Source organism: Actinoallomurus bryophytorum (assembly GCF_006716425.1).
GTDB lineage: Bacteria > Actinomycetota > Actinomycetes > Streptosporangiales > Streptosporangiaceae > Actinoallomurus > Actinoallomurus bryophytorum.
The window spans coordinates 436,833-453,466 of sequence record NZ_VFOZ01000001.1 but is presented as its reverse complement, the minus strand read 5'-3'; the positions used below and the strand labels follow the sequence as shown (position 1 = coordinate 453,466).

Genomic DNA, 16,634 nt, shown 5'->3' with positions numbered 1-16,634 from the left:
CGCGACCATGATCTGGCTGGTGATACTCGCGGCCGCGCTCGTGGCGGTGGCGGGCCTGTTCGCCAGTGCCGAGACGGCACTCGCACGGATCTCACGGGTCCGGGTCGAGGAGCTGGTACGCGACGACGGCCGGCTCGCCCGGATGCTGGCGGAGGTCGTCGCCGACCCGCCGCGCTACCTCAACCTCGTGCTGCTGCTGCGGGTCAGCTGCGAGCTCGCCGCGACGGTCATCGTCGCGGCGGTGTGCACCACCTGGCTCGGCGAGAACTGGCGCGCGTACGCCACGGCGGCCGCGGTGATGATCGTGGTGAGCTACATCGCCGTCGGCGTGAGCCCGCGCACGATCGGCCGCCAGCACGTCGACCGGATGGCCCTCGTCGGCGCCGCGGTGATCCATCCGCTGGCCCGGGTGCTCGGCCCGCTGCCGAAGCTCCTCATCCTGCTCGGCAACGCGCTGACGCCCGGCAAGGGTTTCCGCGAGGGCCCGTTCACCTCCGAGGCGGAGCTGCGCGACCTGGTCGACCTGGCCGAACAGCGGCGGCTCATCCAGCCGGACGAGCGCGAGATGATCCACTCGGTGTTCGAGCTGGGCGACACGCTCGTACGCGAGGTGATGGTGCCGCGTACGGACATGGTTTTCATCGAGCGGGACAAGACGCTGCGGCAGGCGCTGTCGCTGGCGCTGCGCAGCGGTTTCTCGCGCATCCCGGTGGTGGGCGAGAACGAGGACGACGTCGTCGGCATCGCCTACCTCAAGGACATCGTGCGCCGCAGCCACGAATACCGCGATGGTGAGTCGGTCGAGCGGGTCGAGTCGATCATGCGCCCGGCGACGTACATCCCGGACAGCAAGGCGATCGACGAGCTGCTGCGCGAGATGCAGGCCCGGCAGACCCACTGCGCCGTGGTGATCGACGAGTACGGCGGCACGGCGGGGCTGGTCACCATCGAGGACATCCTCGAGGAGATCGTCGGGGAGATCACCGACGAGTACGACCAGGAGGCGCCCCCGGTCGAGCAGCTCGCCGAGGGGCGGGCCCGGATCACCGCGCGGTTCCCGGTCGAGGACCTGGCCGACCTGTTCGACGTCGAGATCGACGTGGACGAGGTCGAGACCGTCGGCGGCCTGCTGGCCCACGCCCTCGGCCGCGTGCCGATCGCCGGCTCGCAGGCGACGGTCGCCGGCCTGCGCCTGACCGCCGAGAACCTCGCGGGCCGCCGCAACAAGATCGGCACCGTCCTCGTCGAGCGTGCCGCCTCGGACAAGCAGGAGCAACCGGCCGAAGACCGCGAGAACGCCGACGCCTGACCGGGCGGGCGAGCCCCGCCGGGGTCTGAGATCCCGGGCTCGGGCGGGAACCCTGTCCGGCGCGGGTCGCGCGGGCACTTCTGGCCGGGCCGTGGCGGGTCATGGCGGGCGCGAGGGCGTGGGTACGCTGGGCGGCGTGAGTGAGCTTGGGGCGGAAGACGCGAAGATCATTACTCTTGCCCGGTCCACGCGGGCGCGTGCCGGGGCCGCCGAGGGTGCGGCCGTACGGGACGAGACCGGGCGCACCTACGCGGCCGGGCCGGTGGACCTTCCCTCGTTGAAGCTGACCGCGCTCCAGGTCGCGGTCGCGATGGCGGTGTCCAGCGGTGCGCAGGACCTTGAGGCCGCGGCGGTCGTCACCGAGGAGGAGACCCCCGACATCGCCGCCGTACGTGATCTCGGGCCCAAGGCGCCGGTCCTCGTCGCGGGTCCGGACGGCACGCTCCGCACCGTGCTGGGGAGCTGACCGGCGGCGCCGGGAGAGCCGTGCGGCGGCCAGGCGGGTGAGGCAGGAGTGGGCCCGCGTGAGCGAGCGAGGAGTACGGGCGACCCAGCAGTGCCGCGAGTACGCCACAATCAAGGGTGTGACCTCGCCCCAGACATCGACCGGCACCCGATTCAAGTCGGGCTTCGCGTGCTTCATCGGGCGCCCCAACGTGGGCAAGTCCACGCTCATGAACGCCCTGGTCGGCACCAAGGTGGCGATCACCAGCAGCAAGCCACAGACCACCCGGCGCACCATCCGCGGCATCGTGCACCGGCCCGACGCCCAGCTCGTCATCGTCGACACTCCCGGCCTGCACAAGCCCCGTACGCTGCTCGGTGAGCGGCTCGACAGCCTGGTGCGCTCCACGCTCGGCGAGGTCGACGTGATCGGCTTCTGCGTCCCGGCGAACGAACAGGTCGGGCCCGGCGACCGGTTCATCGCCGCCGAGCTGGCCCAGGTGAAACGCACCCCGATCGTCGCGATGGTGACCAAGACCGACCTCGCGACCCACCAGCAGGTCGCCGAGCAGCTCCTGAAGGTCTCCAGGCTCGGCGAGTGGGCCGACGTCGTCCCCTGTTCGGCGGAGTCGAACTTCCAGCTCGACGTGGTCGGCGATGTGCTGGTCGACCGGCTGCCCGAAGGCATGCCGCTCTATCCCGAGGGCGAGCTGACCGACGAGCCCGAGCAGATCATGGTGGCCGAGCTGATCCGTGAGGCCGCGCTCGAGGGCGTACGCGACGAGCTTCCGCACTCGATCGCGGTGGTCGTGGAGGAGATGAAGGCCCGCGAGGGCCGCGACGACCTTGTCGACGTGCACGCCTGGCTCTACGTCGAGCGGCCCAGCCAGAAGGGCATCGTCATCGGCCCCAAGGGCGCGCGGCTGAAGGACGTGGGCACGCGCGCCCGGATACAGATCGAGGCGCTGCTCGGCTCCAAGGTGTACCTCGACCTGCGGATCAAGGTCGCCAAGGACTGGCAGCGCGACCCCAAGCAGCTGCGCCGCCTGGGTTTCTACGACTGAGGAGAGGGCCGGGGAGCGGACCCCGGCCCGTGCTCAGCCGGACGACCTGGTGGTCACCGCGCCGATGACGCCCAGGGCGATGACGGCGATGGCCGCGATCAAGGACACGTAGATGCCGGCGGACAGCGAGACGTGCACGCTGCTCCCGGTCCCGAGAGCGGGCATCTTGTCGTCGTAGCTCGCCTTGTCGGCGAAGACCTTGAACACCACGAGGATGCCGATGACCGCCGGCGCGATCGCGATGAGGCCGAGCTTGGCGTTGTTGACCATCGCGACGATGCCGAGGCCTATCGCCACCACGGCGCACAGCAGAACGATCTTGCCCTCTCCGGCCTTGATGCCGGCGAGGCTGCGGCTGATGTTGCTGCTGGAGAGCGGCGTGCCGTAGATGCTGGAGGTGCCGAGCTGGAGCTTCACCGAGACCCACGGCAGGAACGTGCCGATGGCCATGAGGACTCCGGCGACCGCCACGCCGATGCCGAGGGGCGATCCCTTGCCGCGGCTCGCCCCGGCAGGCTGCCAGGGAGGCTGACCGTACCCCTGCTGGGGCGGATAGCCGGGCGGTTGCTGCTGATATTGAGGGGGATATCCCTGCTGCTGAGGGGGCGGGTATCCGCCCTGCTGCGGTGGGTATCCGCCTTGCTGTGGGTATCCACCCTGCTGCGGGGGATACCCGCCCTGCTGACCGGGGTAGCCGCCGGGAGGCTGCTGACCGGGCGCCCCCCATGGCTGCTGACCACCGCCGTAGCCGGGATCGTATGGCTGACTCATGTCATGCAGGGTAGAAGTTCCGCCGGGCGGCGGACAGTCCTTCGGAGATCACAACCGGGCTGCGAACTCATTCCGGCCGCCTATCCTTCCTGGGAGGGGCCCGCTTTCCGGTACGGGCGCGACGCACGCCACACCGCCGGAATCGGGGAACCGTTTCTGTGCGCCGGGGGGATGCGGCAGGATCGAGACCGGTGGGCACCCAGCCCGACAGAGAAGGAGCGGCCGGTGTTGCTGATCTTCGGTCTCTCGGTGTTCTTCCGTACCCTCGGCCAGGGCGACTTCCACTGCCCTGGCTGCGGCGGTGACCGGCACTACCGGCAGCGGGTCGCGCGCCGCTGGTTCACGCTGTTCTTCGTCCCGGTCATTCCGCTGAACCGGGTCGGTGAGGTGGTCGAGTGCACGACCTGCCGCACCCGCTACAACCTCGACGTGCTCCGCCTGCCGACCGCGCGGGAGATGGCGGCGGCCCTGCCCGCGGCGATGCGCGCGTCCGCCGTAGCGGTCCTGGTCGCCGGTGACCCGTCCGCCTCGGCCGCACGTGCGCGCGCCGTCGAGGCGGTGCACGGCTACGGCATGGCGGCGTTCGACGACGCGATGCTGGCGGCCGACCTGGAGCAGGCCCCCGACGCCTCCGGCGAGGTGATCGCGCAGGCGGGCGCGCAGCTCACCACCGAGGCACGCGAGTGGTTCCTCGCCCAGGTCGTACGCATCGCGCTCGCCGACGGGGCGATCGGCGCCGGCGAACGCCAGGCGCTGCACACGGTCGCGGGCCGGCTCGGCATGACGCCGGCGCACACCGTGGGTGTGATCAGTACGACCGAGGGGGCGGCCCGAGAGTGAACGCCCCGACCCGGGCACCCGCGGGTGCGCATGGAGGCGAGCATGGCTGAGCGGACCGCGCTGGTACGCAGCCCGAGCCCCCGGCTGGCCGAGGGCATCGTCACGCACCTGGAGCGCAGGCCGGTCGACGCGGCGCTGGCCGCGCGCCAGCACGACGCGTACGCCGCCGCGATCGAGGAGGCCGGCTGGCGGGTCCGCAGCCTGCCACCGGCCGACGACCTGCCCGACGCCGTCTTCGTCGAGGACACCGTCGTCGTCTGCGACGACCTGGCGGTCCTGGCCCGGCCGGGCGCGCCCGAACGCGCCCCGGAGGTCGACTCGATGGCGACCATGATCGCCGATCTGGGCCTGGAGACGGTTCGCATCGAGGGCGAGGGCACGCTCGACGGCGGTGACGTGCTGCAGGTCGGCAACACCGTGTACGCGGGGCGTTCGGCACGGACGAACGAGGACGCGCTCTGCCAGCTGGCACGGCTGCTCGCCACCCGGGGCCGTCGCGTCGTGCCGGTGACGCTGGACGGCTGTCTCCACCTCAAGTCGGCGATGACCGCACTGCCCGACGGCTCGCTGATCGGCATACCGGAGCTGGTGGACACGTCGGCGCTGCCGTACCTGGGCGTGGCTCAGGAGCCGGCCGGCGCGCACGTCGTCGTACTCGGGGACAAGCAGGTGCTGATCGCCGCCTCGGCGCCCCGTACGGCGGACCAGCTCGCGGCGGGTGGATACGAGGTGTCGGTGGTCGACATCAGCGAGTTCGAGAAGATCGAGGGCTGCGTCACCTGCCTGAGCGTCCTGGTCCCGTGACGCCCCGTCACGTCTCAACTGGTGGGACGGCGATTGGGGAGATGTCCGCGCGGTCTGTTAACTTGGTCGACGTGCTGCGTGAGCTGCTCCTCCTTAGCGGCCGCGACGGGGGCCTGTAAAGGTCGGCTCCCTCGTCGCGGGGCTTTGGCGTGATCGCTGGCCACAGGCACTTCACCGGGAGCACCGTTCATCATGCGACGTAGCAATCAGCAACGCAGCCCCATGCCCATCGGGCGTTACGCGCCCTTCCCCGCGGTCGACCTGCCGGACCGCACGTGGCCGGGTAAGACGATCACCAAGGCCCCGCGATGGCTGTCCACCGACCTGCGGGACGGCAACCAGGCGCTGATCGATCCCATGAGCCCGACCCGCAAGCTCGCCATGTTCGAGCTGCTGGTACGCATGGGCTACAAGGAGATCGAGGTCGGGTTCCCGGCCGCCAGCCAGACCGACTTCGACTTCGTACGCCAGCTCGTCGAAGAGGACAGGGTCCCCGCCGACGTACAGATCTCCGTCCTGACGCAGGCGCGTGAGGAGCTGATCGACCGGACCGTGCAGTCCCTGGCCGGAATGCCGCGGGCCACCGTCCACCTGTACAACGCCACCGCCCCGCTGTTCCGCAGGGTGGTGTTCGGTATCGAGAAGGCCGAGTGCAAGGCCCTCGCGGTCCAGGGCACGCAGCACGTCATGAAGTTCGCCGAAAAGTACCTGGGCGACTGCGACTTCGGTTACGAGTACAGCCCGGAGATCTTCATCGACACCGAGCTGGACTTCGCGCTCGAGGTCTGTGAGGCGGTCATGGACGTCTGGCAGCCCGGACCCGGCCGCGAGATCGTGCTCAACCTGCCGTCGACGATCGAGCGCTCGACGCCGAACGTCTACGCCGACCAGATCGAGTGGATGAGCCGCCACCTGTCCCACCGGGAGCACGTCGCGCTCTCGGTGCACCCTCACAACGACCGCGGCACCGCCGTCGCCTCGGCCGAGCTGGCCGTGATGGCCGGCGCGGACCGGGTCGAGGGCTGCCTGTTCGGCAACGGCGAGCGCACCGGCAACGTGGACCTGGTCACCCTGGGCATGAACCTCTTCTCCCAGGGCGTCGACCCGGAGATCGACTTCTCCGACATCGACGGCATCCGCCGCACCGTGGAGTACTGCAACCAGATCCCGGTGCACGAGCGCCACCCGTACGCCGGCGACCTGGTCTACACGTCGTTCTCCGGCTCTCACCAGGACGCCATCAAGAAGGGCTTCGACGCGCTGCGGCACGACGCGGCCGAGGCCGGCGTGCCCGTGGAGGAGTTCCGCTGGGCCCTGCCGTACCTGCCGATCGACCCGAGGGACGTCGGCCGCTCCTACGAGGCCGTGATCCGGGTCAACAGCCAGTCCGGCAAGGGCGGCGTCGCGTACATCATGAAGACCGAGCACTCTCTCGACCTGCCGCGCAGGCTGCAGATCGAGTTCTCCCGTGTGGTGCAGGAGCACACGGACGGCGAGGGCGGCGAGGTCACGCCCGAGCAGATGTGGCAGATCTTCGAGGCCGAGTTCCTCACGAACGGCCCGAAGGTGGGGCTCCTGGCGCACCGGGCCATCTCGCGGGTGGATGAGAAGGACCTGCTCAACGTCGACGTCCGGCTCGAGGGCGAGATCCGGGAGATCGAGGGCATCGGCAACGGCCCGATCTCCGCGTTCGTCAACGCGCTCGCCACGATCGGGGTCCAGGCCCGCGTGCTCGACTACGCCGAGCACGCCCTGTCCGCGGGCAGCGACGCGAAGGCCGCCGCGTACGTCGAATGCCAGGTGGGGGACGAGGTGCTGTGGGGGATCGGCATCGACGCCAACACCGTCACCGCCTCGCTGAAGGCGGTGCTGTCGGCGGTCAACCGCGCGACGCGCTGACGAGACCGGTCCCGGCCGCCGTTGATCGCCCCGCACGGGTGGTCGGCGGCGGCCGTGGGTCAGGGAGCAGGAGAGGGGGGTCGGCGGCCGTGGGTCATGACGTGGTCCACGAGTTCGCGCAGGGGGCCACGCAGATCGGCCTCGGAGACCTGGGCTGAGTGGTCGCCGATCTGGATGTCGTAGACGAATCGGTCGGGCTCCGGCTTGGGCTCGGGTACTTCGTCCAGCCGGACGTCGTCGATGAGGCCGGCCACCGCCGGATGATCCGCCGAGTCGACCTCGGCACGACGGACCAAGCCGGCGAACCCGCCACTGCGGGTGACGGCCACTTTCACGTGATTTTGACCCCCACTGTCGTCCACGCCTCGCGTACGGCGTCGCTTTCCGTGCTCTTCACACCGAACAGGGTGCCCGCCGTCGCATAGGTCATGCTGGCGAACAGCGCGAAATCCGCACTCATAGGCACCTTTTTGCTGGTGAGGGTGTCATACCAGATACGACCCGCCTTCTCCCACGCGTGACCGCCGATCGAGGTCGCGGCCAGGTAGAACGCGTGGTTGGGGATGCCGGAGTTGACGTGCACCCCGCCGTTGTCGCCGTCGGTGTCGACGTAGTCGGCCATCTGGGCGGGCTGCGGGTCCTTGCCGAGGGTCTCGTCGTCGTACGCGGTGCCCGGTGCCTTCATCGAACGCAGCGCGACGCCGTTGACCGATGGGGTGAACATGCCCGCGCCGATGAGCCAGTCGGCCTGGTCGGCGGTCTGCCCGAGGTGGTACTGCTTCACCAGGGAGCCGAACACGTCCGACACCGACTCGTTGAGCGCCCCGCTCTGGCCCTGGTAGTCCAGGCCGCCGGAGTACTGCGTGACGCCGTGGGTCAGCTCGTGGCCGGTCACGTCGAGCGGCCCCGTGAAGGTCTTGAAGAGGTCCTGGTCCCCGTCGCCGTAGACCATCTGGGCGCCTTCCCAGAAGGCGTTGTCGTAGTCGACGCCGTAGTGCACGGTCGCCACCAGCGGCAGGCCCGCGCCGTCGATGGAGTTGCGGCCGTAGACGGTGCTGTAGAAGTCGAACGTCACGCCGAGCCAGTCGTAGACCTCGTCGGCCTGCTGGTCGCCCGTTGCCGCGCCGCCCTCGGAGCGTACGGTCCTGCCCGGAAGGCTCTCCTGGTGCCCGGCGTCGTGGAGCGTGCGGTTCGCCGCCGCGGGTGTCGTGGCCGGAGGAGGCTGGGCGATCAGCTGCGTGGCGTCGCGCACCTGGCGCTGCCGGCGGTCGAGGGTGAGGGTGCGCTGGGCGAGCTCGCGCACTTGCTCGTCGCGGTGCTGCTCAGCGACGTGCCGCAGGATGTGCGGCGGAACGATGGTGCATCTCATGGATTCACATTTGCATGGCGAATGTGATCCGTACCAGCACTGATCAGGCCGCAAGTGGTCACTGTAAGTTAATTTCCGACTACAGCGTGTTTACAACCGTAGGTTGTTACCAGTCATTGCCGTAATCCCCATAGTCATCCACGACGTCGACGACGTCCACCTGTTCGACCATCTCGTCGTTGTCGAACATCTCGTTGACGATCATGCCGCCGAGGAAGCCGGCCGCGCCGGCGGCGACCACCGACCCGGTGCCGTACCCGCGTCGCTGCGCAGTGTAGTCCTGCGGGTAACCCGGCTGAGGATAGCCCGGCTGGGGGTCGCTTGGGCGGGGGTAGCCGTTCCGGCCCTGGAGATGGTCGGTCCAGCGCTGTGCGCAGGCGGGGCAGGCGAACACCGGCCGCGGCGAACCCCACTGCGGCGACCACATGATCTCCTGGCTGCCGGAGCCGTGCGAGGCGTCGAAGAAACAGGTCACGTTCTCCCCCTGTGGGCGGTGGATGGTCGGTCCGACGAGGATTGGACCGCCGCGGGTGCCGGGCCGGTTCCACCTGGTTCGTGCGGGACAATGAACGCGTGAGTCTTTATCGTGACGAGGGCGTCGTGCTGCGCACCCAGAAGCTGGGTGAGGCCGACCGCATCGTGACGATCCTGACCCGGCGTACGGGGAGGGTGCGCGCCGCGGCCAAGGGCGTGCGCAAGACCAAGTCGCGGTTCGGTGCGCGGCTGGAGCCCTTCACCCACGTCGACCTGCAGCTGTACGAACGCCGCTCGCTCGATCTCGTGACGCAGGCCGAGACGCTGCGGCCGTACGGCGAGCGTCTTGCCTCCGACTATCCGCGCTACACCGCGGGCACCGCGATGCTGGAGACGGCCGAAAAGCTGACGCCGGTCGAGAAAGAACCGGCGCTGCGGCAGTTCCTGCTGGTCGTCGGCGGCCTGCGGACGCTCGTCGAGGGCGGTCACGATCCCCGGCTGGTGCTGGACGCCTTCTTCCTGCGCTCGCTGGCGATCGCGGGCTACGCGCCGGCGCTGGAGGACTGCGCGCGCTGCGGCGAGCGTACGGGCCGGTCGTTCGCGATCGCGGCGGGCGGCATGGTGTGCGGGTCATGCCGGCCGCCGGGCTCGGCCAGCCCCGCCGAGGCGACGGTCGGGCTGATGATCGCGCTGCTGCGCGGCGACTGGGCACGGGCCGATTCGAGCGAGCCCCGCCACCGGGTAGAGTGCAGCGGCCTTGTCGCCGCCTACCTCCAATGGCATCTGGAACACGGCATCCGCTCCCTCAGGCATGTCGAGCGGGAGGCGCCGAGCGAGCGTAGTGGTCGGTTGAGGGACGAGGCCGGCCGCGAAGCGAGTGAGAAGCCGAGTGCGACCAATGAGCGCGAGCGGGAGGCGCCGAGCGAGCGTAGTGGTCGGTTGAGGGACGAGGCCGGCCGCGAAGCGAGTGAGAAGCCGAGTGCGACCAATGAGCGCGAGCGGGAGGCGCCGAGCGAGCGTAGTGGTCGGTTGAGGGACGAGGCCGGCCGCGAAGCGAGTGAGAAGCCGAGTGCGACCAATGAGCGCGAGCGGGAGGCGCCGAGGAATGTCGCCATCGAATAGGAGAAGAACTCGAATATGAGGGCCGTACAGCCGCCGGAGCCGCACGAGAGCGGGGCACGACCGCCGGAGCTGCCCAAGGAGCTGATTCCCCGCCATGTCGCCATCGTCATGGACGGCAACGGCCGCTGGGCCAAGGAACGCGGCCTGGCACGCACCGAGGGTCACAAGATGGGGGAGTACACCCTCTTCGACGTGATCATGGGAGCCATCGAGCTCGGCGTACCCTACCTGTCGACGTACGCGTTCTCCACGGAGAACTGGCGGCGTTCGCCGGAAGAGGTGCGGTTCCTGATGGGGTTCAACCGCGACGTGATCCGCCGCCGCCGCGACCAGCTGAACGCGATGGGCGTACGCGTGCGGTGGGCCGGCCGCCGGCCGAAGCTCTGGCGCAGCGTCATCAAGGAGCTCGAGGACGCCGAGCGGATGACCGAGAACAACGACGTTCTGACGCTGCAGTTCTGCGTCAACTACGGCGGGCGGGCCGAGATCGCGGACGCCGCGGCGGCGATCGCCCGTGATGTCCAGGCCGGCAAGCTGCGGCCCGACAAGATCAACGAGAAGGTCTTCGCGCGTTACCTGTACCGGCCGGAGATCCCGGAGGTCGACCTGTTCCTGCGCCCGTCAGGGGAGCAGCGCAGCTCCAACTTCCTGGTCTGGCAGGCGGCGTACGCGGAGTTCGTCTACCAGGACATCATGTGGCCCGACTACGACCGCCGCGACTTCTGGCAGGCCTGTGAGCAGTTCGCCCGCCGCGACAGAAGGTTCGGCGGAGCGGTTCCGAACGAGGTCACCGCGGCGAAGTAGGTCTCAGACCGCCCTGAGGGGGTGTACGGGCTCGTCGGGCGGTTCGCCGGCCGGCAGCCCGTACATGGTGAGCAGGCGGTGGCGTATGGCGGCGATCGGATAGGTCTGCGGGTAGACCGCCATCTTGAAGATCACGCCTTCGAGCACGCTGCGGAACATGATCTCTTCGAGGGCCGGGTCGTCGGCCCCGCGGTCGGCGAAGACCTCCTGGATCCGGCGCTCGAACTCCTCGACGGCCTCGACCTTGGCGGCCTCGACACCGACGAAGATCTCACGGGTGCCGGGCTGGAGCATCAGGCAGAGGACGAGCCGCTGCACCCCGATCGTGTCCGCCGCCGCGGCGAGGGTCCGGTGGATGATGCCGGCCAGCCGCTCGTCGGGGGTGGTCTCGCCCTCGGCCGGATCGGTCAGCGCGAAGATGCCGTCCAGCACCTGGCCGAGCAGCGCCTGCAGCAGCTGCTCCTTGGCCGGGAAGTAGTACGACACCAGTCCCCGCGCGACCCCCGCGCGCTCGGCGATCTGGGCGATGGTGGCACCTTCGTACCCTTGCTCGGCGAACGACATCAGGGCCGCTTGGAGGATCCGTTGCTGCGACTGCTCACGCAGCTCCTGGTTGACCTGGGCCGAACGTGGCGACAAGCGAACCCCCGGAGATCGATGACAGCCTCCATTGTCCCCGCTCGCCGCCACGGTGGTGCACTGGTCAGCTCCGTACCCGGCCGTTGATCGCGCCGATCACGTTGTTGACGCCGCCCTTGTCAGGCGACTCGAGCTCCAGGTCGACGCCGCCGGTGAACGTGATCGTGAAGTTGTAGACCTTGATCGACACCTGCGCCCGGCCGGCCTCTGTGAGCCGCGCCTGGGCGACCTGGGTGATCGGGATCTCGGCGACCAGGTCCTTGGCCCGGCCGAGCATGGACTGTTCGAAGATCAGCACGCGCCGGTCGGTCACCGCGAGGTTCATCTTCGGCGGCAGCCCGCCGTCCGCCGCCACGTCGACGAACCTGATCCCCACGACGTTCTGCAGCGCCGAGTAGTACCCCTCGCGCTTCAGCGTGCCCGGCAGGTTGGCCATGCAGCTGGCCACGAGCCTCTCGTCGGGACCCAGGATCTTCGAAGCGGCCTTCTTGACGGCCCAGTCGCGTGCGGCCATAGATGTTTCTCCGTTTCAGTCGGGGTCAGGCGTGGGTCAGCGGGGGACCGGCTCAAGCCGGTCGAGGAATCATTGACTGTACAGCCAACCAGTCATCGCCACACGCGAACCTGACGAACCGGACGGGGGTGTGCATACCGCGGAGTGTAGAAGGGCCCAGAGGCTTGCCGGATCTTCCTGGTTGAGGCTTACCGCACTCCAGGCGGGACCATCGGGAAGAGAAGGGAGGTGTTCGTGGGCTGGGACACCGTCAAAGCACGCACGCCTGGCCGTAGGGCGAGGCTAATGTTCATAACCGGGGATCAGGTTACGGGGGACCCAAGCTCCGTCGTGCTGAACGTAGACCTGCGCGTGCGTACCGAAGATCTCCATTTGGACCGTTCTCGCCCGGCCGTCAAGGTCCTGGGAGGTTCTGGATACCTGGCGAGATTGCTCTGCGACGTCATGGTAGTTCGCTGTGTCGAGCCCGGAATTGCCGAACGTAAGCCGGTCCCCTTTCAACAGCTGCCTCGTGGGCTCCCCCAGATGGGTTTCGCTGATGCGAGTTACCTCAAGCTGCGCCCGGCGCGTCTCGTTGCCGACCAGGCGGAGCCGCTCACGCGTATCCTCCGAGAGCCTGGGGTGCGCCCACAGTCCGTCGGCCGACCACTGTCTGGCTTCCGCGGCCCGGATCGGCCCGGTCTCGCTGATTTCCCTTCGGGCGGCTTCGATCGCCCTCTCGGCGCTCCCGATCGTCTGTGCGGGGAAGCGGAGACGTTTTTCGGCCGCACTGATACCCGGTTGCGCCCGCACCACCGCCGCGTCGAGCTCTCGCTGGGCCGAGGCCCTGCTGGCAATCAATTCGGGATTCTCGGCGATGTGGGCTGCTTCTTTCGCGACCTTTTCCTCAGGAGCGCGGAGGAATTTGAAAACCATCGCGAATATCGACACGCGACGATTAAACCATCGCTGTCGCCCGGCGTGACAGAGCTTGAAGGCGGCACTTCCGCCCGGTCCGCGCATGGCGCCGGCGGCCGCTGAGCCTTGCGCGTCAGCGACCGCCGGTGCAGAGGGGCCCGGCGGGCCACCAGGGGGAGGGTGGCCCGCCGGATTTTCCTAGTTGACGCTTACCGCACTCCAGGCCGCGGCCACGGCCTTGTACTGAGTGCTGGTCGAGCCGTACAGGTCGGTGGCTGCCGCCAGCGACTGCGTACGGGCCTGTGCGTACTTCGTGCTCGAGGTGAAGTGCGCCGTCAGCGCCTGGTACCAGATCTTCGCGGCGGCGGCGCGCCCGATGCCGGTCACGGTCGAGCCGTTGCAGGTCGGGCTGTTGTAGGACACGCCGTTGATGGTCTTCGCGCCGCTGCCCTCGGACAGCAGGTAGAAGAAGTGGTTGGCGATGCCGGAGGAGTAGTGCACGTCGACGCTGGCGGCCCGGCTCGACCAGCAGTCCAGCGAGGCGCCGTCCTTGCTGGGCTTGTCCATGTAGCGCAGCGCGCCGCCGTTGCGCGAGATCTCCTCGCCGATCAGGTAGTCGCCGACGTCATTGGCGTTGGCGGCGTTGAACTCCACGTTGGTGCCGAAGATGTCCGAGGTCGCCTCGTTGAGACCGCCGGACTCACCCGAGTAGGTCAGGTTCGCGGTACGCGACGTGACGCCGTGGGACATCTCGTGCCCCGCGACGTCGAGCGAGACGAGCGGGGTGAAGCTCGAGCCGCCGTCGCCGTACGTCATGCAGAAGCAGCTGTCGCTCCAGAAGGCGTTCTCGTAGTTCCTGGAGTAGTGCACGTTGTTGTGCGAACCCTTGCCGTCGTTGGCGATGCCGGTGCGGCCGTAGGTGTTCTTGTAGTAGTCCCAGGTCTGGTTGGTGCCGTATTGGGCGTCGACCGCGGCGCTCGCCGGGTCGCTGGTCGTCCCGTTGCCCCAGTGGTTGTCGGCGTCGGTCATCGGGTTGCCGTTGCTGCCCGTACCGCCGTTGAGGTTGTCGGTGTAGGTGTTCCCGCGCGTCGGGTCCTTGAGCTGGTACGTGCTGCCCGACAGCGTCGTCTGCAGCGGCACCGTGCCGCTGTAGAGGGAGCGCCCGTCACCGGCGACCTGCGGGGCGGCCGCCTTCCCGGATGCGTGCGTCACGCTGTTGGTCTTCGGCTTGCTGCCGGGCGCGGCGAGCGTCCAGACCTGCTCGGCGGCGACGAGCACCTTGGCGTTCGACGCGTCGACGGTCACGGACTTTCGGCTGGGCGTGCCGTCGGACTGCCGGCCGGCCGTCTCGACCTGCCAGGCGAGCCGCGGCGTGCCCGTGCGCGCCTCGACCACGAGCGCGGGCGTGCCCTGGGCGGTCTCGTGCGTCGCCTTGGCGGCCGACTTCGCGGCCTTGGCGGCCGACACGTCGGGGGTGGTGCTCACCGAAGGGGTCTGGCTGAGCGACTGGTCGACGCCGAGCAGGTTGCCCTGGGCGTCCTGGTGGACGACGAAGTCGCCACCGAGCACCGGCAGGTTCTGGTAGGTGCGGACCATCCTCGTGTGGGTGATACCGCTGTGGTCGGCCTGGACGTCGACGGCGCTGAACGCCTGGCCGGCGCCTCCGTGCACCGTGCCGGCGTGCGACGCGGCGGCGGAGAGGGCTCGGGCCGCGACCGCGGACCGGGCCTGCGGGGACGCTGGCGGAGTGGGGGACGCGGCAGATGCCTGCTGGACCATCGCGGTGAGCGCGGAGGTCAGCACGGCGGCTGCGACTACCCCTACACGTCTCCTCATGTCGATCCTTTCGGGGGGAATGGATCACGGAGGCTGCGATGACTCCCCGGCGGGCCTCCTGTCAGACCCGCCACCCGCAGCCGTAGGCCATTCAAGGCCGTGTCGATGACCCACGTCTCATACACAAACTGCACAAAAAGTCAGGACGGGCGTAAAATGGGTGATCATGCGCGGCATACCGCCCGACCGCGACACCCCCGCTCCTGTCGTGGCCGAAGGCCTCCCGAGCCCGCTGAAGCACGCCTTACACCGGGTGGAGGAGCTGGGCCTGAGGGGCGAGCCCGACATGGCACTCGAACGCCTCACCCAGGTCGCCGGGGACGTGCCGGGTGACGCGCCCGAACAACACGTCGCCGTCGCGGAGCACGCGATGCTGCTCGAGCGGCTCGGCGGCCGGCACACGATCGCGCAGGAGATCTGCGACCGCTCCCTCACGCGGTTGCGGGACGCCGGGGCACGCGGACGGGTCCTCCTGGCACGCGGCCGGGTGAGCAAGGGCCCGGAACGCCGCAGGTCCTACACGGCCGCGCTGACGGAGTTCGCGGTCGCCGACGACCAGCTCGGCAAGGCGCTGGCGCTCGGCGGCCTGGCGTTCCCCTTCAACGACGACTCCGAGCTGTCGCTCGACTATCGGGCCAGGCTGGGGACCGACGGGCTGCGGCTCGCCGTCGCGTCCAGGGACCCGTACGCGATCGCCCTGTGCGCCGGCAACCTCGCCGCCTGCGAGACCTACCTCGGCAGGCCCTCGGCGCTGGACCGGTGGCGACGCGCGGTGGAGCTGATGCCGTCCGAGATCGACGCGCGTACGGCTCCCGTCGTGTCGCTCAACTACCTGAACTGGGGCCTGACCGCTACCGGCCTCGGCGAGTACGGGGTCGCCGCCCGTGTCGTGAACGAGGGTGCCGCCCTCGCACGCGGGCTGCGCTGGGAGCGTACGTTCGCGGCCGTCGAGGCGGTGATCGCGCTGCGGCGCGGCGAGCTGACGTCGGCCGCCGAGGCCGCCGCCCGTACGGTCGGCGACAACGGCGAGGCCGGCGCGATCGGTGCCGTGGTGACGGCCGCGTGCGGCTACCAGCGTGAGGCCCGGCTCGAGAGCGGGCCGCTCGACCGCGCGGTCCAGCGGGTGGTCGCGGCCAGCGAACAGCTCGGCGCGTTCGCCCTCACCGAGCAGGCGCGCTATCGCGCCGCACGCCGGGAGCCGCAGCCGTACCGCGGGCTCCTCGCCGCGCTCGACACGGCACGGCGCCGTGGCCGCCGGTTCGGCTGGGAGGACCTGGTGGTCGTCCTCGCCGAGATCCGGCCCGCCGAGGCGAAGGCGGTCATGGCCGACCTCGGCGAGCTGTGGCCGGCCGGCCGGCGTGCACGGACCGCGCGCCGGTACGCCGAGGGGCTGCTGTCGGCGGACACGGCCGCGCTGGTCCAGGCAGGAGAGGAGTACCTCGCCCTGCCGGAGCCGGTCAGCGCCGGCCAGGCCTTCCACGCGGCGGCGCGCCTCGCCGCCGACGTCCAGGAGGGCAACCTCCTGCGGCTGCGTGCGATGGAGCTGTTCCAGGCGGCCGGGGCGGACCGTTCGCTGGCCGCCGTACTACGGGAGGGACGCCTCGGACGCGCACGCGGGCTGCCGAGGATCCCGGCGAGCCAGCGCAACGTGGTGCACGCCGGCCTGACGCCACGCGAACACGAGGTCGCGCTGCTGGCCCAGAAGGGCCTCACCGCCCGCGAGATCGCCGAACGCCTGTCCCTCACGGAGGGCACGGTCCGCAACCACCTGCTGCGAATCCGCGCGAAGTTCGGCGGCGTGCCCAAGCACCGGCTCGGGGAGATCCTCGCCGACTAGGACGTCTGACA

16 protein-coding genes and 1 pseudogene are annotated in these 16,634 nt (G+C 69.7%); 9 read left to right on the top strand and 8 right to left on the bottom strand.

Annotation, left to right across the window (positions count from 1 at the left end):
* Positions 1-7: 7 nt before the first annotated feature.
* From FB559_RS02205 to era, 3 genes are all read left to right on the top strand, one after another.
* Entirely contained in the window at positions 8-1,309 is a 1,302-nt protein-coding gene (locus FB559_RS02205) for a hemolysin family protein (RefSeq protein WP_141961457.1), read from the top strand.
* A gap of 136 nt (positions 1,310-1,445) precedes the next feature.
* Positions 1,446-1,775 carry a cytidine deaminase gene (locus FB559_RS02200; RefSeq protein ID WP_221639861.1) on the top strand — a complete coding sequence of 110 codons (330 nt, stop codon included), beginning with the start codon at positions 1,446-1,448 and terminating at the stop codon, positions 1,773-1,775.
* 118 nt (positions 1,776-1,893) lie between these two features.
* A complete protein-coding gene (era, locus tag FB559_RS02195; protein ID WP_141961455.1) occupies positions 1,894-2,817 on the top strand; it encodes a GTPase Era in 924 nt (307 codons plus the stop codon).
* A 33-nt stretch (positions 2,818-2,850) separates the two neighbouring features.
* Here era and FB559_RS43580 read toward each other — a convergent pair whose 3' ends face one another.
* Positions 2,851-3,588, bottom strand: coding sequence for a hypothetical protein (locus FB559_RS43580; protein ID WP_185792009.1), 738 nt, complete (start codon positions 3,586-3,588; stop codon positions 2,851-2,853).
* A 225-nt stretch (positions 3,589-3,813) separates the two neighbouring features.
* Between FB559_RS43580 and FB559_RS02185 the strand changes: the two genes are divergently transcribed.
* The 3 genes from FB559_RS02185 (at position 3,814) to leuA (ending at position 7,131) form a co-directional block, all read left to right on the top strand.
* On the top strand, positions 3,814-4,428 hold the full coding sequence (locus tag FB559_RS02185) for a zinc-ribbon domain-containing protein (protein WP_185792008.1): 615 nt from the start codon (positions 3,814-3,816) through the stop codon (positions 4,426-4,428).
* Positions 4,429-4,470: 42 nt separating this feature from the next.
* Positions 4,471-5,232: a dimethylargininase gene (gene ddaH / locus FB559_RS02180; protein ID WP_141952704.1), complete on the top strand. Its 762-nt coding sequence runs from the start codon at positions 4,471-4,473 to the stop codon at positions 5,230-5,232.
* 192 nt (positions 5,233-5,424) lie between these two features.
* A complete protein-coding gene (leuA, locus tag FB559_RS02175) occupies positions 5,425-7,131 on the top strand; it encodes a 2-isopropylmalate synthase (RefSeq protein ID WP_246121306.1) in 1,707 nt (568 codons plus the stop codon).
* Positions 7,132-7,190: 59 nt separating this feature from the next.
* Here the strand turns inward: leuA and FB559_RS02170 are convergent, their stop codons facing one another.
* The 3 genes from FB559_RS02170 to FB559_RS02160 form a co-directional block, all read right to left on the bottom strand.
* Entirely contained in the window at positions 7,191-7,460 is a 270-nt protein-coding gene (locus FB559_RS02170; protein ID WP_141961454.1) for a protealysin inhibitor emfourin, read from the bottom strand.
* A gap of 2 nt (positions 7,461-7,462) precedes the next feature.
* Positions 7,463-8,500 (bottom strand): M4 family metallopeptidase, encoded by a 1,038-nt coding sequence (locus FB559_RS02165; protein WP_141952699.1) that lies wholly within the window; start codon positions 8,498-8,500, stop codon positions 7,463-7,465.
* A gap of 106 nt (positions 8,501-8,606) precedes the next feature.
* Entirely contained in the window at positions 8,607-8,975 is a 369-nt protein-coding gene (locus FB559_RS02160; RefSeq protein ID WP_185792007.1) for a hypothetical protein, read from the bottom strand.
* Between the two features lie 98 nt (positions 8,976-9,073).
* Between FB559_RS02160 and recO the strand changes: the two are divergent.
* Together recO and FB559_RS02150 are read left to right on the top strand one after the other, a co-directional pair.
* Positions 9,074-9,796 (top strand): annotated as a pseudogene (gene recO, locus FB559_RS02155) (DNA repair protein RecO); the annotation flags it as partial.
* A 315-nt stretch (positions 9,797-10,111) separates the two neighbouring features.
* Complete coding sequence (locus FB559_RS02150) at positions 10,112-10,900, top strand: isoprenyl transferase (RefSeq protein WP_141952697.1); 789 nt, start codon at positions 10,112-10,114, stop codon at positions 10,898-10,900.
* A 3-nt stretch (positions 10,901-10,903) separates the two neighbouring features.
* Here FB559_RS02150 and FB559_RS02145 read toward each other — a convergent pair whose 3' ends face one another.
* From FB559_RS02145 to FB559_RS02130, 4 genes are all read right to left on the bottom strand, one after another.
* Complete coding sequence (locus tag FB559_RS02145; protein WP_141952695.1) at positions 10,904-11,539, bottom strand: TetR/AcrR family transcriptional regulator; 636 nt, start codon at positions 11,537-11,539, stop codon at positions 10,904-10,906.
* Positions 11,540-11,603: 64 nt separating this feature from the next.
* Entirely contained in the window at positions 11,604-12,053 is a 450-nt protein-coding gene (locus FB559_RS02140; protein ID WP_141952693.1) for a hypothetical protein, read from the bottom strand.
* 282 nt (positions 12,054-12,335) lie between these two features.
* Positions 12,336-12,983 carry a hypothetical protein gene (locus FB559_RS02135; RefSeq protein WP_141952691.1) on the bottom strand — a complete coding sequence of 216 codons (648 nt, stop codon included), beginning with the start codon at positions 12,981-12,983 and terminating at the stop codon, positions 12,336-12,338.
* Positions 12,984-13,148: 165 nt separating this feature from the next.
* Positions 13,149-14,786: a M4 family metallopeptidase gene (locus FB559_RS02130; RefSeq protein ID WP_141952689.1), complete on the bottom strand. Its 1,638-nt coding sequence runs from the start codon at positions 14,784-14,786 to the stop codon at positions 13,149-13,151.
* A gap of 166 nt (positions 14,787-14,952) precedes the next feature.
* On the opposite strand from FB559_RS02130, the gene FB559_RS02125 reads away from it, so the two are divergent.
* The gene (locus FB559_RS02125; protein WP_141952687.1) at positions 14,953-16,623 is read left to right on the top strand and encodes a helix-turn-helix domain-containing protein; all 1,671 of its coding nucleotides are present in this window, start codon (positions 14,953-14,955) and stop codon (positions 16,621-16,623) included.
* Positions 16,624-16,634: the final 11 nt, after the last annotated feature.